The following is a 24894-nucleotide window of genomic DNA, read 5'->3' as shown; positions in this document are numbered from 1 at the left end:
TCGCGCACGCGCTCGCGCGCCGCTGCGGATCAGCCCTTCTTGGCCGCCTGCCGGCGCTCGGCCCGATTGTTCGCGGAGGCCTGACCGGAGGCCGTGGCCGCGTTGCCGAACGCGGACCCCTGCTCGGGACCAGCAGCGGCCTCGGCCTCGGCCTGCGCCTTCTGGGCACGGGCCGTCGCCGCCTGCTCGAGGCGACCCTGCTCGTCGCGCACCTCGACCTCGCCGTCGATCGACGGTGCCGAGTACTCGAGTCCGGTGGCCTCGCCCTCGCCGAGGCCCTTCGCCTCGATCACGGCGTTGTCGCCGTCGGACTGGACCTGCACCTCGAGGTTGAAGAGGTAGCCGACGGACTCTTCGCGGATCTGGCCCATCATGCTCTGGAAGAGCGCGTAGCCCTCGCGCTGGTACTCGACCAGCGGGTCGCGCTGGGCCATGGCGCGGAGGCCGATGCCGTCCTTCAGGTAGTCCATCTCGTACAGGTGGTCACGCCAGCGGCGGTCGATCACCGAGAGGACGACGCGGCGCTCGAGCTCGCGCATGGCCTCTTCGCCGAGGAGTTCCTCGCGCTTCTGGTAGGCGAGCTTGGCGTCGGAGAGGATCTCGCGCCCGAGGAAGTCGCGCGTCGCCTTGCCCTTCGAGCCGGCCTCCGTGATGACCTCGTCGATGGAGATCGAGATCGGGTACAGCGTCCCGAGCTCGGTCCACATCGCGTCGAGGTCCCAGTCGTCCGCGTTGCCCTCGGCGGTGTGGGTGTCGATCACGTCGTCGACGACGCTCTTGAGGAACGTCTGCGCCCGCTCGTGGATGTCGTCGCCCTCGAGGATGTGACGACGGTCGCTGTAGATCGCCTCGCGCTGGCGGTTCAGGACGTCGTCGTACTTCAGGACGTTCTTGCGGATCTCGGCATTGCGGCCCTCGACCTGCGCCTGGGCGGAGCGGATCGCGCGGCTGACGAGCTTGTTCTCGATCGCCATGTCGTCCGGCACGTTCGAGCGGCCCATGAGGCTCTCGGCGGCACCGGAGTTGAACAGGCGCATCAGGTCGTCGGTGAGCGACAGGTAGAAGCGGCTCTCGCCCGGGTCACCCTGGCGGCCGGAACGGCCGCGGAGCTGGTTGTCGATGCGGCGCGACTCGTGACGCTCGGTGCCGAGCACGTAGAGCCCGCCGGCGTCGCGGACCTTGTCGCCCTCGGACTCGACGGTCTTCTTGACCTCGGCGAAGACCTCGTCCCAGGCGGCCTCGTACTCCTCCGGCGTCTCCGTCGGGGACAGCCCCTTGGCGTGCATCTCCTGCACGGCGAGGAACTCGGAGTTGCCGCCGAGCATGATGTCCGTACCGCGACCGGCCATGTTCGTGGCGACGGTCACGGCGCCGAGTCGACCGGCCTGGGCCACGATCGCGGCTTCACGTGCGTGGTTCTTCGCGTTGAGGACCTCGTGCTTCACGCCCTTCTTGGCGAGGAGCTTCGACAGGTACTCGGACTTCTCGACGCTCGTCGTGCCCACCAGGACCGGCTGGCCCTTCTCGTGGCGCTCGGCGATGTCCTCGGCGACCTGCTCGAACTTCGCCTTCTCGTTCTTGTAGACGAGGTCGGTCTGGTCGATGCGCTGCATCGGCTTGTTCGTCGGGATCGGCACGACGCCGAGCTTGTAGGTCGACATGAACTCCGCCGCCTCGGTCTCGGCGGTGCCCGTCATGCCGGAGAGCTTCTGGTACAGGCGGAAGTAGTTCTGCAGCGTGACGGTCGCGAGGGTCTGGTTCTCGGCCTTGACCTCGACGCCCTCCTTCGCCTCGATCGCCTGGTGGATGCCCTCGTTGTAGCGGCGGCCCATCAGGATGCGGCCGGTGTGCTCGTCGACGATCAGGACCTCGCCGTTCATCACGACGTAGTCCTTGTCGCGCTTGAACAGGGCGACGGCCTTGATCGAGTTGTTCAGGAACGAGATGAGCGGGGTGTTCGCCGACTCGTACAGGTTGTCGATGCCGAGGTAGTCCTCGACCTTCTCGATGCCGGGCTCGAGCACGCCGACGGTGCGCTTCTTCTCGTCGACCTCGTAGTCCTCGCCCGGGATGAGCCGCGTGGCGATGGAGGCGAACTCGGTGAACCAGCGGTTGGCCTCGCCCGAGGACGGACCGGAGATGATGAGCGGCGTGCGGGCCTCGTCGATGAGGATCGAGTCGACCTCGTCCACGATCGCGAAGAAGTGCCCGCGCTGCACCATGTCCGAGGCCTGCCACGCCATGTTGTCGCGCAGGTAGTCGAAGCCGAACTCGTTGTTCGTGCCGTACGTGATGTCCGCGGCGTACTGCTCGCGGCGCTCGGCGGGGGTCTGGTTCGCGATGATGCAGCCCGTGGTCATGCCGAGCGCGCGGAAGACGCGGCCCATGATCTCGGACTGGTACGACGCGAGGAAGTCGTTGACCGTGATGACGTGCACGCCGCGCGACGGGATCGCGTTGAGGTAGGCGGCGGTCGTCGCGACGAGGGTCTTGCCCTCACCGGTCTTCATCTCGGCGATGTTGCCGAGGTGCAGGGCCGCGCCGCCCATGAGCTGCACGTCGAAGTGCCGCATGCCGAGCGTGCGCTTCGCTGCCTCGCGCACCGCGGCGAAGGCCTCGGGGAGCAGGTCGTCGAGGGTCTCGCCGTTGGCGTAGCGCTCGCGGAGCTCCTTCGTCTCGTCCTGGAGCTCCTCGTCCGTGAGGCTCGCGAAGTCGTCCTCGAGGTCGTTGATGGCCGAGGCGTACGCCTTCAGCCGACGGAGGGTGCGTCCTTCGCCGATGCGGAGGACCTTCTCCAGCACGTTTGCCACGTGAGCTCCTTACGGGGTCGTCGCGCGCGACCTGCGCGATCCGAACAGCCAGTCATGCTAGCAACCCGCCAGGTCCCTGCGCTGGGAGGGACGCGGGTGTGCGCGGCCCCGTCGCGGGCCGCGCACACCGTCGGTCGTCGGTGCGACTCAGACCGTGGCGGCCGTGCGGTCCGGTTCGGAGACCTGGTCGGCGGAGTCGCCGTCGTCGATGCCGATCACGCCGTAGTCCCAGCCCTTTCGGCGGTAGACGACGCTCGGTCGGTGGGTCTCGGCGTCGACGAACAGGTAGAAGTCGTGCCCGACGAGCTCCATCCGGTAGAGCGCGTCGTCGACGGTCATCGGCGACTCCTGGAAGACCTTGTGCCGGATCACCACGGGCGAGTAGACGTCGGCGTCGTCCTCGTGTGCCTCCTCGACCACGGGGACGGCCCCGGTCGCGACGGTCTCGATGAGCTTGCCGTCGGCGGGCGTCACGCCCATGTGCTCGAACGCGGTGCCGGCCGCTTCGGCCACGGAGGTCGGGCGGTGGCGTCCGCGGTGCACCTTCTTGCGGTCGCGCGCCCGGCGGAGCCGCTCGGTGATGCGCGCGAACGCCAGGTCGAACGCGGCGTACTTGTCCGACGCCGCGGACTCCGCGCGGACCAGCGGGCCGGGGCCGATGAGGGTCAGTTCGACGCGGTCCTCGCCCCCGCTGCCGCCGGACTTCTCGTTGTGGCGGCTGAGGCGCACCTCGAAGGCGAGGGCGCGGTCGGCGAGCACGTCGATCTTCTCGGACTTCTGTTCGACGTAGGTGCGGAATCGATCGGTGACCCCGACGTTCCGTCCTGTGATCGTCACGTCCATGTGGCGGCTCCCATCCGTACTTCGGCGCGTCGCCTCCATCCGGCGATCCCGGACGCCTTGCCGCGAGGCTAGACCCCCGACCGAGCCGCCGTCACCACCCCTCGGCGGGTCGGTGCGGACACCCACCGGACACCCAGGCGTCACCGGGCGTCCACCTCGGCGAGCGCCACGCACCGCACGACCCGGCCGCCGGCGACGCGGACCGCCCGGATCGCCTCGGCCATCGTGACCCCGGTCGTCACGACGTCGTCGACGAGCACGACGTCCCGATCGGTCACGCCGGTGGCGCGCAGGGTGCCGACCGTCGCGACGACCCGTTCGACGGCCGTCCGCTCCTTCTGCCCGTGCCCCGCGGCGACCCGCTGCCCCGGGCCACCGACGCGGACGCGCACGAGCGCCCGCGGTCGTCGCAGCCGCGCGCGCCCCAGCAGGAGGACCACCGGGTCGAACCCGCGACGTCGAGCTCCGCGGCGTGACGGCGGGACGCGCAGGAGCACCGCCTCGGGGTGGTCGGCGAGCGCGCGCCGGACGAGCACGCCGAACCGTCCGGCGAGCGGCCCGGCGAGGTCGACGCGGCTCCGGAGCTTGCACTCGAGCACCAGGGTGCGGACGAGGCCCTCGTAGGACCACGCGGCGTCGAGCCGGACGCCGGCCACCAGGCGGCGGCACGTGGGGAGCGCGTCGAGTTCGGCGCGACAGGACCGGCAGAGCGCCCGGTCCGGGGCGCCGCACCCGACGCATGCGACCGGCAGGACCAGACCGAGCACCGCGAGGGCGGCGTCCGCCCAGCGGTCGCGAGGCGGGGGTGGGTCGGGCTGCGCTCGGGTCACGTCCCCATGCTCGGGGTGACCGTCCTGCGGACGCGCGCCGACGGGAAGGACGGTGGACGGGCCTCCTGTCCGGCCGGCCTGTGGAGGAGGGACGGGGTGGGCCGCCCGATCAGCGCTGGACGCCGAGGACGTCCGCGGTGACCCCGGTGGTGTCCCAGCCACCGCCGGTGGACCGGAGCACGGACCCGTCCGACATCCGCAGGAGCATCGATCCGCCGTCGCCCCCGACGACCGCGGTCGCCACGCCCTCGGCCTTCGGGAGGGTGCTCGACTGCCCACCGACCGTGGAGCGGACGACCTCGGAACCGGCGTCGGTCTGGGCGACGGACACGACGTCGCTGTCGTTCACCCAGGCCGCGCCGACGGCGTCGCCGCTCGCGGCCTGCACGCGCACCGGCGAGCCGAGGCTCGTCGGCGTCCGGTCGGCGCCACGCACGACGGCCATCACGTACAGGGCCGGACCGTCCGCGGTCTCGATGAGTGCGAGCGCGCGCGTGGAGTCGCGGGACAGCTGGAACGACACGAGCTTGCCCTGCGGCAGCGTCGTCTTCACGGCGTGCGGGTCGCCGCCGAGGCCGTACGCCGTGACCTGGCCGGTGTCGTCGGACCGGCCGACCCACACGAAGTCGAGATCGTCGATCGACGGCGGGACGAGTCCCGGCGTCGCGTCGACGCGGAGGGCGTCCTTGCCGCGGGCGACCACGACGCCGCTGGCGTTGCCGACCGCGGCGACCGTGCCGGACGCGGACAGGGCGAGGGACCGCGGGTCGAGCCCGGCGACGTTGTCGGCGAGCCCGCCGCCGAGCGGTGCGACCTTGCCCCCGGCCGTCGCGAAGCCGACCTGGTCGTCCCGGACGACCAGGGGCCGCGGGTCGACGTCGGGGTTCACCTGCGCCGGGGTGCCGTCCTGCTCCGCGCCGGAGAAGGTGGCGCCCTCGAAGGTGATCGAGACCGAGGACACCGACGCGACCGAGGCGAGGGAGCGCGTGAGCTGCTCGCGCATCCGGGCCTTGTCGTCGTTGCTCGAGCTGAGGGCGTCGCTCGACAGGTCGACCAGCGCGGTGCCGTTGTCGATCGTGACCGCGTTCAAGGAGAGCTGCGTGCCCTCCGGGAACGCCGAGACGACGGCGCCCTTCAGCCAGTCAGCGGGTCCGGCGAGCAGGGCGCTCGCGATCCGGGTGCTGGTCGACGAGCGCGCGAGGAACCACCGCTCGTCCGGCACGAGGAACTGGTAGGTGGGGTCGAAGAAGTACAGCGCGTGCTCCTGGAACACGGACTCGAAGCTGACCGGCGTCAGGATGATGCCGTCGGGCGCGTAGGCGATGCGCCACTGGCCGTCCTGCCGGACGAACTGGAACGTCAGGGTGGACGTGGTCGGGCGCACGGCCTGGGTGTACTCGCCGTCCTGGTCGACGGTCGCACTCGCGGTGAGCGTGTAGGTCAGCTCGCGGTCGGCGACCCGCTCGACGGTGCCGCTGCCCTGCAGGATCGTCACGCCGCGGCGCGGGTTCCACTTCTTCGCGAAGCCGTCCGCGAGGAACTCCCGGGCGATCGCGTAGTCGTCCTGGGCGCCCGTGCCCGCGGCGACGAAGCCGCGCAGGATCGCGGTCTGGTCGGATCCGTCGACGGGCTTGTCCGGACGGAAGTCCACCCCGGAGATCGACTCGTCCTTGACCGACTGGCCGGCACGCACGGGGCCGTCGGTGGGGATGGCCGCGCAGGCGGTGACCGCGACGACGGTCAGGGCCGCGAGCGCGGTCGCCACCGCGGCACGGAGGGTGTTCCTCATCGTTCCTCCCGGACGGCCCGGGGGCCGTCGTACGCCTCGTCGAGTTCGGGCAGCGGGATCGCGGACGTCGCCGTGCCGACCTGCTCGCCGCGCGGCAGCACGAGCACGAAGGTCGACCCCTCGCCCGGGCGGGACCACACGTCGATGCGACCGCCGTGCAGCCGCGCGTCGCCGAGGGAGATCGCGAGGCCGAGCCCGGTCCCCCCGATCGTGCGTTTCCGGCTCGGATCGGCCCGCCAGAACCGGTCGAACACGCGGGCGGTGTCCTCCGGCGGCATGCCGACGCCCTGGTCGCGGACGGCGATCGCGACGCTGCGCGAGTCGCTGTCGACCACGACCTGCACGGGCTTCGCATCACCGTGCTCGATCGCGTTGCCGACGAGGTTCCGCAGGATCCGCCGGACCCGCTTCGCGTCGAGCTGCATCGTGGTGTGGCCGCCGGGGGTGGCCAGCTGCAGGTCGACGCCGGCGCGCTCGGCGAGGGGTCGGAACTCCTCGACGATGTCGACCGCGAGGGACGCGGGCACGACGGGTTCGGTGTCGAGCTGCACGGCCTGCGCGTCGTAGCGGGAGATCTCGAGGAGGTCGGCGAGCAGGAGCTCGAAGCGCTCGACCTGGGCGTGCAGGAGCTCCGCCGACCGACCGACCGACGGCTCGAAGGCGTGCCGGGAGTCGAAGAGCATGTCGCCGGCGAGCCGGATCGTCGTGAGCGGGGTCCGGAGCTCGTGCGAGACGTCCGACACGAACCGCTGCTGCACGCGGGAGAGCTCGGCGAGCTGGGTGATCTGCCGGCTCACGGCGTCCGCCATGTCGTTGAAGCTCCGCGCGAGGATCGCGATGTCGTCGTGCCCGCGGACGGGGATGCGTTCGTCGAGGCGCCCCGCCGCGATCTTCCGACTGGTCTCCGCCGCACCCCGGATCGGCACCACCACGAGCCGCACGACGAGGGACGTCACGAGGGCGATGAGCACGATGAGCGCGACGCCGCCGATCGACAGGGTCTGCGAGACGAAGTCCAGGGTCTGCTGCGCGTCGGAGAGGTCGTAGACGATGTAGAGCTCGTACTGGCCCGCGCTCGGGATCTGCAGCACCGACCCGACGGCCAGCCCGGGTTCACGACGGCCGCCGTCGTCGAGCCGCACGGCCTGCAGGCTCAGTCGACCGGTGTCCTTGGCGACCTCGCGCCGGAGTGCGTCGGTGATGACCTCGTCCGGGAAGTCCGAGCTCGCCAGGTTCTGCAGGGTCTGCGGGGTGGACTGGTCCGGGCTCCGCTCGATCGCGATGCTCGTGCCGCCGGGGCTCGTCGTGTTCGACAGGATCGCCTGCTGCGCCTCGCTCTGCAGCGTCTCGAGCTCGGTCTGGTTGTTGTCCTCGGCCGCCGTCGCCGCGTCGAAGATGCCCTGCGCCACGACGGTCGCCCGGGCCGACTCCGCCTCGATCTGGTCGCGGCGCTGGGCGTACACGTTGTTCGAGATGCTGATCATCACCGCGGTGCCGATCACCACGACGGCGAGCCCGGTGGTCAGGACGGTGATGGCGACCGACCGGACCAGCAGGGAGCGTCGCCAGAGCCAGGCGACGGCGTACCAGCCGCGCCGGACCCACCGGCGGACCCGGCGACGCGTGCGCGCCGCCCAGCCGCGGCCGAAGAGGTCGCGCGACGGTCCCGACGACACGGTGCTCAGGCTCCTCCGGCCCGGTACCCCACGCCGCGCACGGTGGTCACGATCCGGGGGTTGTCGGGGTCGTGCTCGATCTTCGCGCGGAGTCGCTGCACGTGGACGTTCACGAGCCGGGTGTCCGCCTTGTAGTGGTAGCCCCACACCTGGTCGAGGAGCATCTCGCGCGTGAAGACCTGGTTCGGCTTCTCGGCGAGCGCCCGGAGCAGGTCGAACTCGAGCGGGGTGAGCGCGATGACGGTGTCGCCGCGACGGACCTCGTGCGCGGCGACGTCGACGGTCAGGTCGCCCGCGTGCAGCACGGTCGCGTCCGAGGCGGTCGGCCGGAGCCGCGTCTTGATGCGCGCGACGAGCTCCTTCGGGTTGAACGGCTTCACGACGTAGTCGTCGGCGCCGTTCTCGAGCCCCGCGACGACGTCGGCGGTGTCGCCCTTCGCGGTGAGCATGATGATCGGCGTGCCGCTCTCGGCGCGGATGCGCTTGCAGACCTCGATGCCGTCGATGCCCGGGAGCATGACGTCGAGCAGGACGAGGTCGGGCTTGGTGCTGTGGAACGCGTCGACGGCGTCGTTGCCGTCGCCGCTGAACTCGGGCTCGTAGCCCTCGGAGCGGAGGACGATGCCGATCATCTCGGCGAGGGCCTGGTCGTCGTCGACGACGAGGATGCGCGGTGTCATGGGCGTGGACTCCGGGTGGCGGGCGGTGGTGCCGGACCGGCACCCAGGGTCACGATAGCGCCGTCCCCCGCACGGCCGGGTTTTCCGACAGGATGGGAGTGTCCGCGCGCGACCGCAGCGCGGCCGACGGATGACGACGGGGGCGGGGATGTCCGACTGGCAGGTACCGGGAGCGTCCGGGTCGCGTGACGGGGCGGATCGGCCGGGAGGCACGCCACCGGCACCGGGGTCGCAGTCGTCCGGCGGGTGGTCGGGGCAGCAGCCGCCGTCCGGCGGGTGGTCCGGCGCGCAGCCGCCGTCCGGCGGGTGGTCCGGCGCGCAGCCGCCGTCCGGCGGGTGGTCCGGCGCGCAGCCGCCGTCCGGCGGGTGGTCCAGGAAGCCCGGGCCGCAGCAGGCCGGCTCGCGTCCCGTGCTGCCGCTGCGACCGCTCGGGCTGGGGGACGTCCTGTCCGGTGCGTTCACCGTCCTCCGGCGGAACGCCCGGGTCCTGCTGCTCTGGAGCCTGCTGCTGAGCGGCGTGCTCGGGTTGGTGTCGACCCTCGCCGGGACCCTCGGGCAGCAGGCCCTGCAGTCGCGGATGTTCGCCGCGGTCGACGCCGGTCGGGGTGCCGACGCGGTCACCGCGGGGTCCATCACGCTCTGGCTGCTCCTGTCCGTCGCTCTGCCCTTCATCGCCTCGCTCGGCCGGGGCTTCCTCGTCGCGCCGGTCGCCGTCGACACCGGGCAGCGGATCCTCGGCCGCCGTGCCTCGTTCGGCGGCCTGTGGCGGCTGCTCGCCGGTCGCCGGTGGTCGGTCCTCGCCTGGATCCTGCTGCAGGCCGGCGCCGGTGTGGTCGCCGCCCTCGTGTTCGGCCTGGTGGCGTTCGCCGGCGTCGCCGCGATCGGTTCGGGCAGTCGCGCGGGCCTCGGCGGCGTCGTCCTGCTCTTCGTCGTGCTCGCGCTCGGCTTCGGTGTGCTCGCCGCCTGGCTCGGCACGCGGTTCGTCTTCACGGTCCCGACGATCGCGCTCGAGGGCCGGTCGGTGTTCGCCGCGGCCGCGCAGTCCTGGCGACTCACCCGGCGCGCGTTCTGGCGGACCTTCGGCATCCTGCTGCTCGTGCAGGTCGTGTTCGGGTTCGCCGCGTCGATCGCGGCGACGCCGCTGTCGATCGGGGCGCTGCTGCTCGGCGGGACCTTCGACCCCCTCGGGCAGACGGGCGCGCGGGCCGGCGTGGGGGTCGGCGCGGTCGTCGCCCTGGTCGTGGGGAGCCTGCTCGTGATCGCGGTCCAGTGCGTCGTCGACGTGCTGTCCGCCTCGATCACGACCTTCCTGGCGGTCGACCGACGCATCCGCACCGAGGGACTCGACCAGCGCATCGCGGCGCACCTGGAGACCGGGCAGCCGAGCGACCCGTTCGCGCCCGCCGACCCGCTCCTGCCCGCGCAGGGGTGGCCGTGGCCGCCGCAGCAGCAGTGGACCCCGCAGCAGCAGTGGGCCCCGCAGCAGCAGCCGTGGTCGCAGCAGGCGCCGCAGTGGCCGGTCCCGCCCGCGCAGCAGCCGGAGCCGCCGACCTGGGGTGGGAAGCCGGACGGTCGCCCGTGACCCCCGGTCCGGACGAGGCCCGGGACCTGCTCGAGCGCGAACTGCAGCGCAGCGAGTACGCGGCCGTCGAGCCGACCTGGTGGGACCGGGCGTCGCGCGCGGTCCTCGACTGGCTGCAGTCGCTGCGTGCCGACGGGCTCGGGTCCCCCGCCGTCGCGCAGACGCTGCTCTGGACGGCCGTGGTCGTCCTCGTCGCGGTCGTCGTCCTCGTGGTCGTCGCCCGCGGACTCCCCTGCCGACGCGCCCGCACCGCCGCGGACTCGATCGGCGGGGTGTTCGACGCGGACGACCTGCGTCCGGCTCGCGACGTCGCCGAGGCCGCTCGGGCAGCACTCCGCACCGGGGACTGGGACGGCGCGGTCCTCGACGGCTACCGGGCGATCGCCAGGGGCCTCGGCGAACGGGACCTCGTCCCGGACGTGCCCGGCGCCACGGCCCGCGCGATCGCCGACCGTGCGGCGCCGTCCTTCCCGGACGCCGCCGTCGCCATCGCCCGGGCCGCCGCCGCGTTCGACGCCGTGCGGTACCTCGGTCGTCCCGCGGACGAACCGATCGCCCGCGCGGTCCTGGACACGGAGGCGACCGTGCGGACCACCCGCCCCGTCCGACCCGACCAGCCGGCGGTGCCCGCGTGAGCGCGGCCGGTGCCACCCGCGAGCGCACCGCGACCCCCGAGCCGTCCACGGCCCCGGTGTCCGCGGGCCCGGCTCCCGCGGGGACCGGTCGCGGCGGTCTCGCCCGCCGGGTCGCCCTGTGGTCGGTCGTCGTCGCCGTCGCGCTGGTCCTCGCGGTGGCCACGGCCGTCGTGCAGGGGTCGGCGCCGACGGACCGGACCCCGCTCGACCCGACCTCGACGACGGCGAGCGGCTCCCGCGCACTCGTCCGGGTCCTGGAGCAGCAGGGGGTCGCCGTCGACGTGGTGCGGGACGCGGGCCGTCTCGGGGACGGCACGGTCCTGGTCGACGACTCCGCGGGGGTCCTCGACCCCGGTGTCGCACGACGCATCGTCGCCCGCGCCGCCCACGTCGTCCTGGTCACCGAGGACGCCCGCGTGCTCGACGCCGTCGGGCTGCCGCTGGAGCCCGCGTCCCGCGTGACCGAGCGCCGGACCGTGTCCACGACCACGTGCCCCGTGCCGGCGGTGGCCGCCGCCCGGTCGGTCACCACCGAGGGGTCCGCCTACGTCGCGGTGCCGGACGCCGACACCACGGGCGTCGAGCTCTGCGCGTCGACCGACCTCGGCGACGGCCGCGGGTGGGGCATCGCGCGGACCACCACGGCGGGTGGGGACGTCGTCCTCCTCGGTACCACCGGCGCCCTGCGGAACGACACGATCACGACCGCCGGCGACGCGGCCCTCGCCCTCGGGCTGCTCGGCCAGGGCGGTGGGAGCAGCGCGACGCCGATGCTGGGCTGGTACGTGCCGACCCCGGCCGGCGGGGACGCCGCTCCGACGCTCGGCTCGCTCGCCCCGCCGTGGGTGCCGAGCGTCCTCGCCCTCCTCGGGCTCGTCGCGGTCGCGGCGGCCGTCTGGCGGGGTCGGCGCCTCGGGCCGCTCGTCGTCGAGCGGCTGCCGGTCGTCGTCCGCGCGGCCGAGACCGCCGAGGGACGGGCCCGCCTGTACGCGAGGACCCGCGACCGCACGCACGCGCTCGACACCCTGCGCGTCGCCGCCCTCCGACGGAGTGCCGGTCGGCTCGGCTTGGCCCGCAGCACGCACGTCGACGACGTCGTCCGGGCCGTCGCCCGTGCGACCGGACGATCCGACTCCGAGGTCGGCGCGGTCCTGGTCGGCGGTCCCGTCGGCGACGACCGGACGCTGGTCACGGCGGTGGCCGAGCTCGACGCGCTCGAACGGGCGCTGCGCGCCGCGACGGGCGGCTCGGTGGACGACCGGCACCAGACCACCAGCGAGCGGCGCACAGAAGACCGGCAGCCGCCGTCCGACCAGTACCCGCCGCCCGACCAGCACCCGCCGTCGAACAAGCACCCGCCGTCGAACAAGCACCCGCCGTCGAACAAGCACCGAGGAGCACGACCGTGACCGACCACACCAGCAGCGCGGCCACCGACGCAGGGCCCGACGCCCGGAACGGTGCTCGGCCCGACATTCGACGCGACGACCTGCGCGAGGCCTTCGGGCGGCTCCGCTCCGAGGTCGCGAAGGCCGTCGTCGGCCAGGAGGGTGCCGTCTCCGGCATGATCGTCGGCGTCCTGGCGCAGGGGCACGTCCTGCTCGAGGGCGTCCCGGGTGTCGCGAAGACCCTGCTCGTCCGGAGCCTGGCGGCAGCGATGTCGCTCGACACGAAGCGGATCCAGTTCACGCCGGACCTGATGCCCGGCGACGTGACCGGTTCGCTCGTGTACGACGCGTCGACGGGCACGTTCCCGTTCCGCGAGGGCCCCGTGTTCACGAACGTGCTGCTCGCGGACGAGGTGAACCGCACACCCCCGAAGACCCAGTCCGCCCTGCTCGAGGCGATGGAGGAACGCCAGGTGAGCGTCGACGGCGCGGCACACCCGTTGCCCGACCCGTTCTTCGTCGCGGCGACCATGAACCCGATCGAGTTCGAGGGCACCTACACGCTGCCGGAGGCCCAGCTCGACCGGTTCCTCCTGAAGCTCGTCCTCGACGTGCCGCCGCGCGACGTCGAGTGGCAGGTGCTCCGCCGGCACGCGGACGGCTTCGTGCCGCGGGACGTGCGCTCCGCCGGGATCACGCCCGTGCTCGGCGTCGACGAGGTCCGCGCCGCCCAGCGCGCCGTGCAGGCCGTCGCCGCGCGTGACGACGTGCTCGCCTACGTCGTGGACCTGGCCCGCGCGACCCGCCAGGCCCCGTCGGTCCGCGTCGGGGTGAGCCCGCGCGGCGCGACCGCACTGCTCGCCGCGGCGAAGGCCTGGGCGTGGCTGACCGGCTACGACGCGATCACGCCGGACCACGTGCAGGCGATGGCCGTGCCGGTCTGGCGCCACCGGCTGCGGGTGGCCGCGGACGCCGAGCTCGAGGGCGTCGGTGCCGACAGCGTCCTGCAGCAGGTGCTCGAGCAGGTCCGGGTGCCGATCTAGTGGCGGTCACCGGTCGGTTCGTCGTCCTGCTCGCCGTCGCCGTCGTCCCGACGGTGCTGCTCGGCAGCGGCTGGGCGGGGCTCGCCTGGGTGGCGGTCGTCGTGGTCGGCGCGGCACTCGACGTCGTCCTCGCCGCCGACCCGGGGCGACTCCGCGTCGAGCGGCGGATGCCCCGCGGCGCCCGGCGGGACGCCACCGCGGACGGCACGCTCGTCGTCGCGAACGACGGCACCCGTCGGCTCCGCGCCGAGCTCCGCGACATGTGGGAGCCGTCGGCCGGACAGCAGCCGCGCCGCTTCCGCCTCGACGTGCCGCCGGGGGAACGCCGGACCGCGCGGATGCGGTTCGCGCCGTTCCGTCGCGGCCGTCGCACCACGACCGGGGTCGCGGTGCGGGCGGTCGGGCCCCTCGGCCTCGCCGCCCGGCAGCGGGTCCTGGCGGCACCGGGGACGCTCGTCGTCACCCCGCCGTTCCGGTCCCGCCGACACCTGCCGTCCCGGCTCGCCCGACTGCGCGAGCTCGACGGTGAGACGACCCTGCAGCTCCGCGGTCACGGCACCGAGTTCGACTCGCTCCGCGACTACGTCCGGGGCGACGACGTCCGGTCGATCGACTGGCGGGCGACCGCGCGTCGGCAGGACCTGGTCGTCCGGACCTGGCGACCGGAGCGCGACCGCCGGGTCGTGGTGGTCGTCGACGCCGGGCGCTCCGGAGCCGGTCGGATCGAGGACGAACCGCGCCTCGACACGTTCATCGAGGCGGCGCTGCTGCTCGGCGCCCTCGCGGCCGCGGCCGGTGACCGCGTCGACCTCGTGGTCCTCGACGACGCCGTCCGCGACCGCGTCCGCGGCGCCACCCGGTCGGACGTCGTGCAGCGGTTCGGCGAGGTCCTCGCGTCCGTCGAACCGGGCCTCCGTGCGACGGACTGGTCCGCCGTCCCCGGCGTGGTCGACGGTGTGACGACCGCCAGGGCCCTCGTCGTGCTGCTCACCGGACTGGACTCGGTCGGTTCGTCGGGCGACCTGCTCGCGGTCCTCCCCCGCCTCGCCCGTCGCCATGCGGTCGTCGTCACCGGCGTCGAGGACCCCACGGTGCACCGCACCGCCGTCGGCGACCCGGACCCCGTCACCGGGGTCGTACCGGGCCGGACCCGGGGCGGACGCACGCGATCCGCGCGACGGACCACGGGCCTCCCGTCCGGCGCGGAGCGCGACGTGTACCGGCGTGCCGCCGCGGAACGCTCCCTGCTCGACGCGGCCGGCGTCGCGGACGTGGCCCGACGCGCCGGAGCCGAGGTCGTCAGTGGACGGCCCTCGGACGTGCCGCCGCTGGTCGCCGACGCGTACGTCCGCGCGAAGGCGGGCGGCCGGCTCTGATGGCCGGGAGGCGCGTGGCGGCTCCCCGGGATCAGCCCGCGACCAGCGCGGTCGCACCGCGCTCGAACTCCTCGACGTCGCCGCGCTGGCCGGCGCGGTACGCGCGGCCGCCGAGCACCCACTGGTACCAGAGCACCGCGGCGAGGGCGACGGTGCCGATCCCGATCTTGACCGGCCAGGGCCAGTCCTGGCGGGTCACGACGCCCTCGACGAGGCCGGAGAGCAGCAGCGTGCCGACCAGACCGAGGGCGACGGTGACGAGCGCGCGGCCGTCCTCGGCGAGTGCCTGCGCGCGCGTCCGCTCCCCCGGTGCGATCCACGACCAGGCGATCCGGAGTCCCGCGGCGCCGGCGAGGAAGATCGAGTAGAGCTCGAGCTGGCCGTGCGGCGCGATCCAGAGGAAGAAGTCGCCGAGGCGGCCCTCGGAGTGCATGATCGCCGCCGACACCCCGAGGTTGATCGCGTTCTGCCCGATCGAGTACGGCACGAAGAGCCCGGTGATGCCGAACGCCACCATGCTCGCGGCGATGTACGCGTTGTTCGTCCACACCTGGGCGGTGAAGGCCCCGAGGCCGTGGTCGGAGTAGTACGCCTGGAAGTCCTGCGTGGCGTACCGGCGGAGGGACTCCGGGGTCCCGAAGGTCTCGAGCGCGCCGGGTGTCGTGCTGATCCACACCGCGACGACGGCCGCGACGACCGCGGTGGCAGCGGCGACCCAGAGCGTCAGCCACCGGATGCGGTACAGCGCGGCGGGGAGCTGGAGCACGAGGAAGCCGGTCAGCGCCGTGAGCGGGTCGACCGGGGTGCCGGTGAGCCGGAGCCGGGCGCGGAAGAGCGTCAGCGACAGCCGGTCCTCGGTCGCCGTGCGAGGGGCCGCGGCGCGGACGCGGGCGAGGTCGGTGGCGGCCGCCTGGTACCCGGCGACGAGCCGGTCGGCCTCGGCCCCGGTGCGGGGCCGCGCGCGGGCGAGCTGGTCGAGTTCCTGCCAGCGGTCGCGGTGCACGGCCTCGTAGGCGTCCAGGTCCACGTCGTCTCCCCCGTCGTCTCGCCGTCCGGTGCTGCGCTGTCGTCCGGGTGCAGTCCCGTTGCGTGCCGGCCCGCCGTCCGGTGCTGGCCCGCCGTTCGGTGCTGTCCCGCCGTCCGGTCCGTGCGACAGAATGATGCCATGCCGACGACGCGAGCGCCCCGCGACCTGGCCGACGCGCGGTACGTGCACGCGCTCGACGACACCGCGGACGAGCTCGTCGTCGGCGAGGCGGTGGCCCTCGACGTCCAGCCGGCCGGCATCGCGCTCCGCATCGCCGCCGGGCTGCTCGACGGGGTGTGCCTCGTCGTCCTGTACCTGATGCTGCTGCTCGGGATGTCCCGACTGTGGCCGAGCGGCCTCGACACCGCGTGGGGAGCCGCCCTGTCGATCGGGGTGCTCGTCGTGGTGCTCGTGCTCGTCCCGGCTGCGCTGGAGACCGTCACCCGCGGTCGGAGCGTCGGCCGGTTCGCCGCCGGCACCCGGGTCGTGCGGCTCGACGGCGGTGCGGTCGGCTTCCGGTACGCGATCACCCGCGCGCTCGTCGGCCTGCTGGAGCTGTGGGGCTCGTTCGGGTCGATCGCCCTCGTCGTCGCCCTGTTCGGCAGTCGGCCGCGGCGCCTCGGGGACCTGCTCGCGGGGACCGTCGTGCAGCACGAGCGGGCCGTCCGGCACCGTCCGGCTCAGGTGCTCCTGCCCGTCGAGCTCACCGCGTGGGCCGGCACCGCCGACGTCTCGGCGCTGCCGCAGCGGCTCGAGAACCGCCTGGGTGCGTTCTTCCGCGGGCCCGCCGACCTGGCGCCGGCGGCTCGGGTGGCGACGGCCGAGCGGCTCGCCGCCGAGGTCGTCCCGCACGTGCACCCGCTGCCGCCCGTGCCCGCCGAGGTGTTCCTGGCCGGGGTCGTCGTGCTGCGGCGGGACCGGGACACCCGGGCGCTGCGTGCCCGGGCGGCCGTGCTCGACCGGGCCGCCGCGGCCGCGACGGGCCGGCCGCCGGGCTTCCCGCGCTGACGCGCCGACGTGCCCGCGGCGCGCCGCCGCGCCGGCTCAGTACCGGTAGTGGTCGGGCTTGTACGGCCCCTCGACCGGGACGCCGATGTAGTCGGCCTGCTCCGGCCGGAGTTCGGTGAGCCGGACGCCGAGGGCGTCGAGATCAAGCCGCAGGTGCACGAGTGGCGGCTGCCGAACGGTCGCTCGGTCCTGGTCCTCAGCGAGGGGCGTCTGATGAACCTCGGCAACGCGACGGGTCACCCGTCGTTCGTGATGAGCACCTCGTTCACGAACCAGGTGCTCGCCCAGATCGAGCTGCACACCCGGCGCGACGCCTACCCGACGGGCGTGCACGTGCTGCCGAAGCACCTCGACGAGAAGGTCGCACGGCTGCACCTCGACGCCCTCGGCGTCCGGCTCACCGAACTCCGGCCGGAGCAGGCCGACTACATCGGCGTCCCGGTCGAGGGGCCGTACAAGCCCGACCACTACCGGTACTGAGCCGGCGCGGCGGCGCGCCGCGGGCACGTCGGCGCGTCAGCGCGGGAAGCCCGGCGGCCGGCCCGTCGCGGCCGCGGCGGCCCGGTCGAGCACGGCCGCCCGGGCACGCAGCGCCCGGGTGTCCCGGTCCCGCCGCAGCACGACGACCCCGGCCAGGAACACCTCGGCGGGCACGGGCGGCAGCGGGTGCACGTGCGGGACGACCTCGGCGGCGAGCCGCTCGGCCGTCGCCACCCGAGCCGCCGGCGCCAGGTCGGCGGGCCCGCGGAAGAACGCACCCAGGCGGTTCTCGAGCCGCTGCGGCAGCGCCGAGACGTCGGCGGTGCCGGCCCACGCGGTGAGCTCGACGGGCAGGAGCACCTGAGCCGGACGGTGCCGGACGGCCCGCTCGTGCTGCACGACGGTCCCCGCGAGCAGGTCCCCGAGGCGCCGCGGCCGACTGCCGAACAGGGCGACGACGAGGGCGATCGACCCGAACGAGCCCCACAGCTCCAGCAGGCCGACGAGCGCGCGGGTGATCGCGTACCGGAAGCCGACCGCACCGCCGTCGAGCCGCACGACCCGGGTGCCGGCGGCGAACCGGCCGACGCTCCGACCGCGGGTGACGGTCTCCAGCGCAGCCGGGACGAGCACGAGCACCACGACGAGCACCCCGATCGACAGGGCGGCTCCCCACGCGGTGTCGAGGCCGCTCGGCCACAGTCGGGACATCCCGAGCAGCAGCATCAGGTACAGGACGACGAGGCACACCCCGTCGAGCAGCCCGGCGGCGATGCGGAGCGCGATGCCGGCCGGCTGGACGTCGAGGGCCACCGCCTCGCCGACGACGAGCTCGTCCGCGGTGTCGTCGAGCGCGTGCACGTACCGCGCGTCGGCCAGGTCGCGGGGCGCTCGCGTCGTCGGCATGGCATCATTCTGTCGCACGGACCGGACGGCGGGACAGCACCGAACGGCGGGCCAGCACCGGACGGCGGGCCGGCACGCAACGGGACTGCACCCGGACGACAGCGCAGCACCGGACGGCGAGACGACGGGGGAGACGACGTGGACCTGGACGCCTACGAGGCCGTGCACCGCGACCGCTGGCAGGAACTCGACCAGCTCGCCCGCGCGCGGCCCCGCACCGGGGCCGAGGCCGACCGGCTCGTCGCCGGGTACCAGGCGGCCGCCACCGACCTCGCCCGCGTCCGCGCCGCGGCCCCTCGCACGGCGACCGAGGACCGGCTGTCGCTGACGCTCTTCCGCGCCCGGCTCCGGCTCACCGGCACCCCGGTCGACCCGCTCACGGCGCTGACCGGCTTCCTCGTGCTCCAGCTCCCCGCCGCGCTGTACCGCATCCGGTGGCTGACGCTCTGGGTCGCCGCTGCCACCGCGGTCGTCGCGGCCGTCGTCGCGGTGTGGATCAGCACGACACCCGGCGCGCTCGAGACCTTCGGGACCCCGGAGTCCCTCCGCCGGTACGCCACGCAGGACTTCCAGGCGTACTACTCCGACCACGGCCTCGGGGCCTTCACCGCCCAGGTGTGGACGAACAACGCGTACATCGCCGCGAGCATGGTGGCGTTCGGCATCACCGGGCTCTTCGTGCCGTACTCGATCGGGCAGAACGCGATCAACCTCGGGGTGTCGGCGGCGATCATGCACTCCGAGGGCCGCCTCGGCGACTTCTTCCTCTGGATCGCGCCGCACGGCCAGCTCGAGCTCTACTCGATCTTCCTCGCCGGCGCCGCGGGACTCCGGATCGCCTGGTCGTGGATCGCACCGGGGGAGCGGACGCGCGCGCAGGCACTCGCCGAGGACGGCCGCGCGCTCGTCACCGTCGCCCTCGGTCTGGTCGGCACGCTGCTGCTCTCCGGCCTCGTCGAGGGCGTCGTGACCCGCCAGGACTGGCCCTGGCCGGTCAAGATCGGGATCGGCACCGTCGCCCTCGCCGCGGTGCTCTGGTACCAGTGGGTGCTCGGCGGCCGCGCGTACCGCGCCGGCCAGCGCGGCGACGTCGAGGAGTTCGAGCGCGGTGCGACCGCGCTGGTCGCGGGCTGATCCCGGGGAGCCGCCACGCGCCTCCCGGCCATCAGAGCCGGCCGCCCGCCTTCGCGCGGACGTACGCGTCGGCGACCAGCGGCGGCACGTCCGAGGGCCGTCCACTGACGACCTCGGCTCCGGCGCGTCGGGCCACGTCCGCGACGCCGGCCGCGTCGAGCAGGGAGCGTTCCGCGGCGGCACGCCGGTACACGTCGCGCTCCGCGCCGGACGGGAGGCCCGTGGTCCGTCGCGCGGATCGCGTGCGTCCGCCCCGGGTCCGGCCCGGTACGACCCCGGTGACGGGGTCCGGGTCGCCGACGGCGGTGCGGTGCACCGTGGGGTCCTCGACGCCGGTGACGACGACCGCATGGCGACGGGCGAGGCGGGGGAGGACCGCGAGCAGGTCGCCCGACGAACCGACCGAGTCCAGTCCGGTGAGCAGCACGACGAGGGCCCTGGCGGTCGTCACACCGTCGACCACGCCGGGGACGGCGGACCAGTCCGTCGCACGGAGGCCCGGTTCGACGGACGCGAGGACCTCGCCGAACCGCTGCACGACGTCCGACCGGGTGGCGCCGCGGACGCGGTCGCGGACGGCGTCGTCGAGGACCACGAGGTCGACGCGGTCACCGGCCGCGGCCGCGAGGGCGCCGAGCAGCAGCGCCGCCTCGATGAACGTGTCGAGGCGCGGTTCGTCCTCGATCCGACCGGCTCCGGAGCGCCCGGCGTCGACGACCACCACGACCCGGCGGTCGCGCTCCGGTCGCCAGGTCCGGACGACCAGGTCCTGCCGACGCGCGGTCGCCCGCCAGTCGATCGACCGGACGTCGTCGCCCCGGACGTAGTCGCGGAGCGAGTCGAACTCGGTGCCGTGACCGCGGAGCTGCAGGGTCGTCTCACCGTCGAGCTCGCGCAGTCGGGCGAGCCGGGACGGCAGGTGTCGGCGGGACCGGAACGGCGGGGTGACGACGAGCGTCCCCGGTGCCGCCAGGACCCGCTGCCGGGCGGCGAGGCCGAGGGGCCCGACCGCCCGCACCGCGACCCCGGTCGTGGTGCGACGGCCGCGACGGAACGGCGCGAACCGCATCCGCGCGGTCCGGCGTTCCCCCGGCGGCACGTCGAGGCGGAAGCGGCGCGGCTGCTGTCCGGCCGACGGCTCCCACATGTCGCGGAGCTCGGCGCGGAGCCGACGGGTGCCGTCGTTCGCGACGACGAGCGTGCCGTCCGCGGTGGCGTCCCGCCGGGCGCCGCGGGGCATCCGCCGCTCGACGCGGAGTCGCCCCGGGTCGGCGGCGAGGACGACGTCGAGTGCCGCGCCGACCACGACGACCGCCACCCAGGCGAGCCCCGCCCAGCCGCTGCCGAGCAGCACCGTCGGGACGACGGCGACGGCGAGCAGGACGACGAACCGACCGGTGACCGCCACTAGATCGGCACCCGGACCTGCTCGAGCACCTGCTGCAGGACGCTGTCGGCACCGACGCCCTCGAGCTCGGCGTCCGCGGCCACCCGCAGCCGGTGGCGCCAGACCGGCACGGCCATCGCCTGCACGTGGTCCGGCGTGATCGCGTCGTAGCCGGTCAGCCACGCCCAGGCCTTCGCCGCGGCGAGCAGTGCGGTCGCGCCGCGCGGGCTCACCCCGACGCGGACCGACGGGGCCTGGCGGGTCGCGCGGGCCAGGTCCACGACGTAGGCGAGCACGTCGTCACGCGCGGCGACGGCCTGCACGGCGCGCTGGGCGGCGCGGACCTCGTCGACGCCGAGCACGGGCGTGATCCCGGCGGAGCGCACGTCCCGCGGCACGAAGCCGTCCGCGTGCCGGCGGAGCACCTGCCACTCGACGTCGCGCGGCGGCACGTCGAGGACGAGCTTCAGGAGGAACCGGTCGAGCTGGGCCTCCGGCAGCGTGTAGGTGCCCTCGAACTCGATCGGGTTCATGGTCGCCGCGACGAAGAACGGGTCGGGCAACGGGTGTGCCGCGCCGTCGACGCTCACCTGGCGTTCCTCCATCGCCTCGAGCAGGGCGGACTGGGTCTTCGGGGGTGTGCGGTTCACCTCGTCCGCGAGCAGCACGTTCGTGAACACGGGGCCCTCGCGGAACGGGAACGTGCCCGTCGACGCGTCGTACACGAGCGAACCGGTCACGTCGCCGGGCATCAGGTCCGGCGTGAACTGGATCCGCTTCGTGTCGAGCGACATCGCTGCCGCCAGGCTCCGGACGAGCAGGGTCTTCGCGACACCCGGGACGCCCTCGAGCAGGACGTGCCCCTGCGCCAGGACGCCGACGATCATGCCGGAGACGGCACCCTCCTGGCCGACGACGGCCTTCGCGACCTCGGAGCGGAGCCGCCCGAAGGCCTCGCGCAGGTCGTCGCGTCGAATGTCGGGCCGAGCACCGTTCCGGGCGTCGGGCCCTGCGTCGGTGGCCGCGCTGCTGGTGTGGTCGGTCACGGTCGTGCTCCTCGGTGCTTGTTCGACGGCGGGTGCTTGTTCGACGGCGGGTGCTTGTTCGACGGCGGGTGCTGGTCGGGCGGCGGGTACTGGTCGGACGGCGGCTGCCGGTCTTCTGTGCGCCGCTCGCTGGTGGTCTGGTGCCGGTCGTCCACCGAGCCGCCCGTCGCGGCGCGCAGCGCCCGTTCGAGCGCGTCGAGCTCGGCCACCGCCGTGACCAGCGTCCGGTCGTCGCCGACGGGACCGCCGACCAGGACCGCGCCGACCTCGGAGTCGGATCGTCCGGTCGCACGGGCGACGGCCCGGACGACGTCGTCGACGTGCGTGCTGCGGGCCAAGCCGAGCCGACCGGCACTCCGTCGGAGGGCGGCGACGCGCAGGGTGTCGAGCGCGTGCGTGCGGTCGCGGGTCCTCGCGTACAGGCGGGCCCGTCCCTCGGCGGTCTCGGCCGCGCGGACGACGACCGGCAGCCGCTCGACGACGAGCGGCCCGAGGCGCCGACCCCGCCAGACGGCCGCCGCGACCGCGACGAGCCCGAGGAGGGCGAGGACGCTCGGCACCCACGGCGGGGCGAGCGAGCCGAGCGTCGGAGCGGCGTCCCCGCCGGCCGGGGTCGGCACGTACCAGCCCAGCATCGGCGTCGCGCTGCTCCCACCGCCCTGGCCGAGCAGCCCGAGGGCGAGGGCCGCGTCGCCGGCGGTCGTGATCGTGTCGTTCCGCAGGGCGCCGGTGGTACCGAGGAGGACGACGTCCCCACCCGCCGTGGTGGTCCGCGCGATGCCCCACCCGCGGCCGTCGCCGAGGTCGGTCGACGCGCAGAGCTCGACGCCCGTGGTGTCGGCGTCCGGCACCGCGACGTAGGCGGACCCCTCGGTGGTGACCGACCGGGCGGCGGCCACCGCCGGCACGGGGCACGTGGTCGTGGACACGGTCCGGCGCTCGGTCACGCGGGACGCGGGCTCCAGCGGCAGCCCGACGGCGTCGAGCACGCGGGCGTCCTCGGTGACCAGGACGACGTGGGCGGCGCGGGCGACGATGCGTCGTGCGACACCGGGGTCGAGGACCCCCGCGGAGTCGTCGACCAGGACCGTGCCGTCCCCGAGACGGCCCGCGTCCCGCACCACGTCGACGGCGACCCCCTGCTGCTCCAGGACCCGGACGAGTGCGCGGGAGCCGCTCGCCGTCGTCGAGGTCGGGTCGAGCGGGGTCCGGTCCGTCGGCGCCGACCCCTGCACGACGGCCGTGGCCACCGCGAGGACCAGCGCGACGGCGACGACGACCGACCACAGGGCGACCCGGCGGGCGAGACCGCCGCGACCGGTCCCCGCGGGAGCCGGGCCCGCGGACACCGGGGCCGTGGACGGCTCGGGGGTCGCGGTGCGCTCGCGGGTGGCACCGGCCGCGCTCACGCGGGCACCGCCGGCTGGTCGGGTCGGACGGGGCGGGTGGTCCGCACGGTCGCCTCCGTGTCCAGGACCGCGCGGGCGATCGGTTCGTCCGCGGGACGACCGAGGTACCGCACGGCGTCGAACGCGGCGGCGGCCCGGGCGATGGCGACGGCGGCGTCCGGGAAGGACGGCGCCGCACGGTCGGCGATCGCGCGGGCCGTGGCGCCGGGCACGTCCGGGACGAGGTCCCGTTCGCCGAGGCCCCTGGCGATCGCCCGGTAGCCGTCGAGGACCGCGCCGTCCCAGTCCCCGGTGCGGAGTGCTGCCCGAGCGGCCTCGGCGACGTCGCGAGCCGGACGCAGGTCGTCCGCGTCGAACACCCCGCCGATCGAGTCCGCGGCGGTGCGGGCGCGTCGGCAGGGGAGTCCGCGGGCGACGACCACGAGGACGACGACCGCGACGAGGACGACCACGGCCGTCCAGAGCAGCGTCTGCGCGACGGCGGGGGACCCGAGCCCGTCGGCACGCAGCGACTGCAGCCAGTCGAGGACCGCGCGCGACGCCCGGTCCCACCAGGTCGGCTCGACGGCCGCGTACTCGCTGCGCTGCAGTTCGCGCTCGAGCAGGTCCCGGGCCTCGTCCGGACCGGGGGTCACGGGCGACCGTCCGGCTTCCCACCCCAGGTCGGCGGCTCCGGCTGCTGCGCGGGCGGGACCGGCCACTGCGGCGCCTGCTGCGACCACGGCTGCTGCTGCGGGGCCCACTGCTGCTGCGGGGTCCACTGCTGCTGCGGCGGCCACGGCCACCCCTGCGCGGGCAGGAGCGGGTCGGCGGGCGCGAACGGGTCGCTCGGCTGCCCGGTCTCCAGGTGCGCCGCGATGCGCTGGTCGAGTCCCTCGGTGCGGATGCGTCGGTCGACCGCCAGGAAGGTCGTGATCGAGGCGGACAGCACGTCGACGACGCACTGGACCGCGATCACGAGCAGGCTCCCCACGACCAGGGCGACGACCGCGCCGACCCCCACGCCGGCCCGCGCGCCCGTCTGCCCGAGGGGGTCGAAGGTCCCGCCGAGCAGCAGCGCCCCGATCGACAGCGGCGTCGCCGCGATCGACGCGGCGAACCCGAACACGACCTGCACGAGCAGCAGGATGCCGAAGGTCCGCCAGAACGCGCGCCGGGTGAGTCGCCAGGACTGCGCGGCCGCGGCGAACACCGACCGGCCCTCGAGCGCGATCGTCGGGACCGTGAAGACGAACCGCGTGCCGAGCCAGGCGGCGAGCACACCGAAGCCGAGCGCGAGCACGACGAAGAGCAGGACGACGCCGCCGAGGCCCGCGCGACTGCCCGAACCGATCGCGGCGACGCCGGCGAACGCCACCAGGCCGAACACGAGGGCGGCGACCACACCGGCGCCGGCCTGCAGCAGGATCCAGGCGAGGACCGACCACCGGCGACCGGCGAGCAGCCGCCACAGGCCGCCGAACGAGGCACGGCGGCCGAGGATCCGCTGCCCGGTGTCGACGGCGACCGGCGCGACGAGGAAGCCCCGGCCGAGCGAGGCGATGAAGGGCAGAGCGACGGACAGGAGCAGCCAGAGCGTGATGGACCCCGCGGTGACCGCGTCGGCACCCCGACCGGCGTCGACCGCGGCGAACATCCGCGACTGCAGGGCCTGCTGCCCGAGGGTCCCGGCGAGGGTCGACACCAACCCGAGCACGCCGCTCAGCAGCAGGCTCCAGAGCAGCAGGACCCGGGCGTTCCGCCGGAGGACGGTGAACGCACCGGACAGGACGTCCCCCAGCCCGAGCGGTCGCAGCGGCAGCACGGGACGCGAGCCGGCCTGCTGCGGCCCGGGCTTCCTGGACC

The 24894-nt window shown here is 74.5% G+C and carries 22 protein-coding genes and 1 pseudogene; 9 read left to right on the top strand and 14 right to left on the bottom strand.

Translation table 11 applies throughout. The annotated features are described in order from the left end of the window. Nucleotides 1-29: 29 nt before the first annotated feature. The 6 genes from secA to mtrA all read right to left on the bottom strand — a co-directional run bounded on the left by secA (nt 30) and on the right by mtrA (nt 8628). Nucleotides 30-2810, bottom strand: a complete 2781-nt coding sequence (secA, locus tag HUN59_RS07950) for a preprotein translocase subunit SecA (RefSeq protein WP_058742171.1) — start codon at nt 2808-2810, stop codon at nt 30-32. A gap of 147 nt (nt 2811-2957) precedes the next feature. Further along, nucleotides 2958-3653, bottom strand: a complete 696-nt coding sequence (hpf, locus tag HUN59_RS07945) for a ribosome hibernation-promoting factor, HPF/YfiA family (protein ID WP_174778048.1) — start codon at nt 3651-3653, stop codon at nt 2958-2960. Between the two features lie 140 nt (nt 3654-3793). Beyond that, a complete protein-coding gene (locus HUN59_RS07940; protein WP_174778047.1) occupies nt 3794-4483 on the bottom strand; it encodes a ComF family protein in 690 nt (229 codons plus the stop codon). Between the two features lie 109 nt (nt 4484-4592). Further along, entirely contained in the window at nt 4593-6272 is a 1680-nt protein-coding gene (locus HUN59_RS07935) for an LpqB family beta-propeller domain-containing protein (protein ID WP_174778046.1), read from the bottom strand. Further along, nucleotides 6269-7948 carry an MtrAB system histidine kinase MtrB gene (gene mtrB / locus HUN59_RS07930; protein ID WP_231049061.1) on the bottom strand — a complete coding sequence of 560 codons (1680 nt, stop codon included), beginning with the start codon at nt 7946-7948 and terminating at the stop codon, nt 6269-6271. The genes HUN59_RS07935 and mtrB overlap by 4 nt, the downstream gene beginning before the upstream one ends. Before the next feature lie 5 nt (nt 7949-7953). Then, nucleotides 7954-8628: an MtrAB system response regulator MtrA gene (gene mtrA / locus HUN59_RS07925; protein WP_058742167.1), complete on the bottom strand. Its 675-nt coding sequence runs from the start codon at nt 8626-8628 to the stop codon at nt 7954-7956. Between the two features lie 148 nt (nt 8629-8776). On the opposite strand from mtrA, the gene HUN59_RS07920 reads away from it, so the two are divergent. The 5 genes from HUN59_RS07920 (at nt 8777) to HUN59_RS07900 (ending at nt 14652) form a co-directional block, all read left to right on the top strand. Further along, nucleotides 8777-10210, top strand: coding sequence for a glycerophosphoryl diester phosphodiesterase membrane domain-containing protein (locus tag HUN59_RS07920; protein WP_174778045.1), 1434 nt, complete (start codon nt 8777-8779; stop codon nt 10208-10210). Continuing rightward, the gene (locus HUN59_RS07915) at nt 10207-10845 is read left to right on the top strand and encodes a DUF4129 domain-containing protein (protein ID WP_174777123.1); all 639 of its coding nucleotides are present in this window, start codon (nt 10207-10209) and stop codon (nt 10843-10845) included. The genes HUN59_RS07920 and HUN59_RS07915 overlap by 4 nt, the downstream gene beginning before the upstream one ends. Continuing rightward, nucleotides 10842-12254, top strand: coding sequence for a DUF4350 domain-containing protein (locus tag HUN59_RS07910; protein WP_174778042.1), 1413 nt, complete (start codon nt 10842-10844; stop codon nt 12252-12254). The genes HUN59_RS07915 and HUN59_RS07910 overlap by 4 nt, the downstream gene beginning before the upstream one ends. Before the next feature lie 65 nt (nt 12255-12319). Beyond that, nucleotides 12320-13276, top strand: a complete 957-nt coding sequence (locus HUN59_RS07905; RefSeq protein ID WP_174779421.1) for an AAA family ATPase — start codon at nt 12320-12322, stop codon at nt 13274-13276. Further along, complete coding sequence (locus tag HUN59_RS07900) at nt 13276-14652, top strand: DUF58 domain-containing protein (RefSeq protein WP_174778043.1); 1377 nt, start codon at nt 13276-13278, stop codon at nt 14650-14652. The genes HUN59_RS07905 and HUN59_RS07900 overlap by 1 nt, the downstream gene beginning before the upstream one ends. 31 nt (nt 14653-14683) lie before the next feature. Here HUN59_RS07900 and HUN59_RS07895 read toward each other — a convergent pair whose 3' ends face one another. Then, entirely contained in the window at nt 14684-15679 is a 996-nt protein-coding gene (locus tag HUN59_RS07895) for a stage II sporulation protein M (RefSeq protein WP_174778044.1), read from the bottom strand. A gap of 138 nt (nt 15680-15817) precedes the next feature. Between HUN59_RS07895 and HUN59_RS07890 the strand changes: the two genes are divergently transcribed. After that, entirely contained in the window at nt 15818-16687 is an 870-nt protein-coding gene (locus tag HUN59_RS07890) for an RDD family protein (protein WP_174778040.1), read from the top strand. A 36-nt stretch (nt 16688-16723) separates the two neighbouring features. Here HUN59_RS07890 and HUN59_RS07885 read toward each other — a convergent pair whose 3' ends face one another. Continuing rightward, nucleotides 16724-16846 carry an adenosylhomocysteinase gene (locus HUN59_RS07885; protein ID WP_441307030.1) on the bottom strand — a complete coding sequence of 41 codons (123 nt, stop codon included), beginning with the start codon at nt 16844-16846 and terminating at the stop codon, nt 16724-16726. Between HUN59_RS07885 and HUN59_RS20140 the strand changes: the two are divergent. Continuing rightward, nucleotides 16823-16912, top strand: a pseudogene (locus HUN59_RS20140) (hypothetical protein); the annotation flags it as partial. The gene HUN59_RS07885 and the pseudogene HUN59_RS20140 overlap by 24 nt on opposite strands. After that, on the top strand, nt 16901-17167 hold the full coding sequence (locus tag HUN59_RS07880; protein WP_441307036.1) for an adenosylhomocysteinase: 267 nt from the start codon (nt 16901-16903) through the stop codon (nt 17165-17167). The pseudogene HUN59_RS20140 and the gene HUN59_RS07880, both read left to right, overlap by 12 nt. 36 nt (nt 17168-17203) lie before the next feature. Here HUN59_RS07880 and HUN59_RS07875 read toward each other — a convergent pair whose 3' ends face one another. Next, entirely contained in the window at nt 17204-18073 is an 870-nt protein-coding gene (locus HUN59_RS07875) for an RDD family protein (RefSeq protein WP_174778040.1), read from the bottom strand. A 138-nt stretch (nt 18074-18211) separates the two neighbouring features. On the opposite strand from HUN59_RS07875, the gene HUN59_RS07870 reads away from it, so the two are divergent. Beyond that, nucleotides 18212-19207, top strand: coding sequence for a stage II sporulation protein M (locus tag HUN59_RS07870; RefSeq protein WP_174778044.1), 996 nt, complete (start codon nt 18212-18214; stop codon nt 19205-19207). Nucleotides 19208-19238: 31 nt separating this feature from the next. Here HUN59_RS07870 and HUN59_RS07865 read toward each other — a convergent pair whose 3' ends face one another. From HUN59_RS07865 to HUN59_RS07845, 5 genes are all read right to left on the bottom strand, one after another. Beyond that, nucleotides 19239-20615 (bottom strand): DUF58 domain-containing protein, encoded by a 1377-nt coding sequence (locus tag HUN59_RS07865; protein ID WP_174778043.1) that lies wholly within the window; start codon nt 20613-20615, stop codon nt 19239-19241. Beyond that, nucleotides 20615-21571 (bottom strand): AAA family ATPase, encoded by a 957-nt coding sequence (locus HUN59_RS07860; RefSeq protein ID WP_174779421.1) that lies wholly within the window; start codon nt 21569-21571, stop codon nt 20615-20617. Before HUN59_RS07860 ends, HUN59_RS07865 begins: the two co-directional genes overlap by 1 nt. Nucleotides 21572-21636: 65 nt before the next feature. After that, complete coding sequence (locus tag HUN59_RS07855; RefSeq protein ID WP_174778042.1) at nt 21637-23049, bottom strand: DUF4350 domain-containing protein; 1413 nt, start codon at nt 23047-23049, stop codon at nt 21637-21639. Beyond that, nucleotides 23046-23684 (bottom strand): DUF4129 domain-containing protein, encoded by a 639-nt coding sequence (locus tag HUN59_RS07850; RefSeq protein WP_174777123.1) that lies wholly within the window; start codon nt 23682-23684, stop codon nt 23046-23048. The genes HUN59_RS07855 and HUN59_RS07850 overlap by 4 nt, the downstream gene beginning before the upstream one ends. Beyond that, nucleotides 23681-24894 (bottom strand): glycerophosphoryl diester phosphodiesterase membrane domain-containing protein (locus HUN59_RS07845; RefSeq protein WP_217483634.1); only part of this gene is annotated, 1214 nt, incomplete at its 5' end. The genes HUN59_RS07850 and HUN59_RS07845, both read right to left, overlap by 4 nt.

Source organism: Curtobacterium sp. Csp2 (assembly GCF_013347165.1).
The sequence above is the reverse complement of the archived record's forward strand: the minus strand, read 5'-3'. Positions and strand labels throughout refer to the sequence as shown.

Excerpts from the sequence above, each read along its gene's own strand:
- hpf (WP_174778048.1), bottom strand. The coding sequence starts at position 3,653 with ATGGACGTGACGATCACAGGACGGAACGTCGGGGTCACCGATCGATTC.
- HUN59_RS07875 (WP_174778040.1), bottom strand. The coding sequence starts at position 18,073 with ATGCCGACGACGCGAGCGCCCCGCGACCTGGCCGACGCGCGGTACGTG.
- HUN59_RS07920 (WP_174778045.1), top strand. The coding sequence starts at position 8,777 with ATGTCCGACTGGCAGGTACCGGGAGCGTCCGGGTCGCGTGACGGGGCG.
- HUN59_RS07890 (WP_174778040.1), top strand. The coding sequence starts at position 15,818 with ATGCCGACGACGCGAGCGCCCCGCGACCTGGCCGACGCGCGGTACGTG.
- HUN59_RS07935 (WP_174778046.1), bottom strand. The coding sequence starts at position 6,272 with ATGAGGAACACCCTCCGTGCCGCGGTGGCGACCGCGCTCGCGGCCCTG.
- mtrA (WP_058742167.1), bottom strand. The coding sequence starts at position 8,628 with ATGACACCGCGCATCCTCGTCGTCGACGACGACCAGGCCCTCGCCGAG.
- HUN59_RS07880 (WP_441307036.1), top strand. The coding sequence starts at position 16,901 with ATGAACCTCGGCAACGCGACGGGTCACCCGTCGTTCGTGATGAGCACC.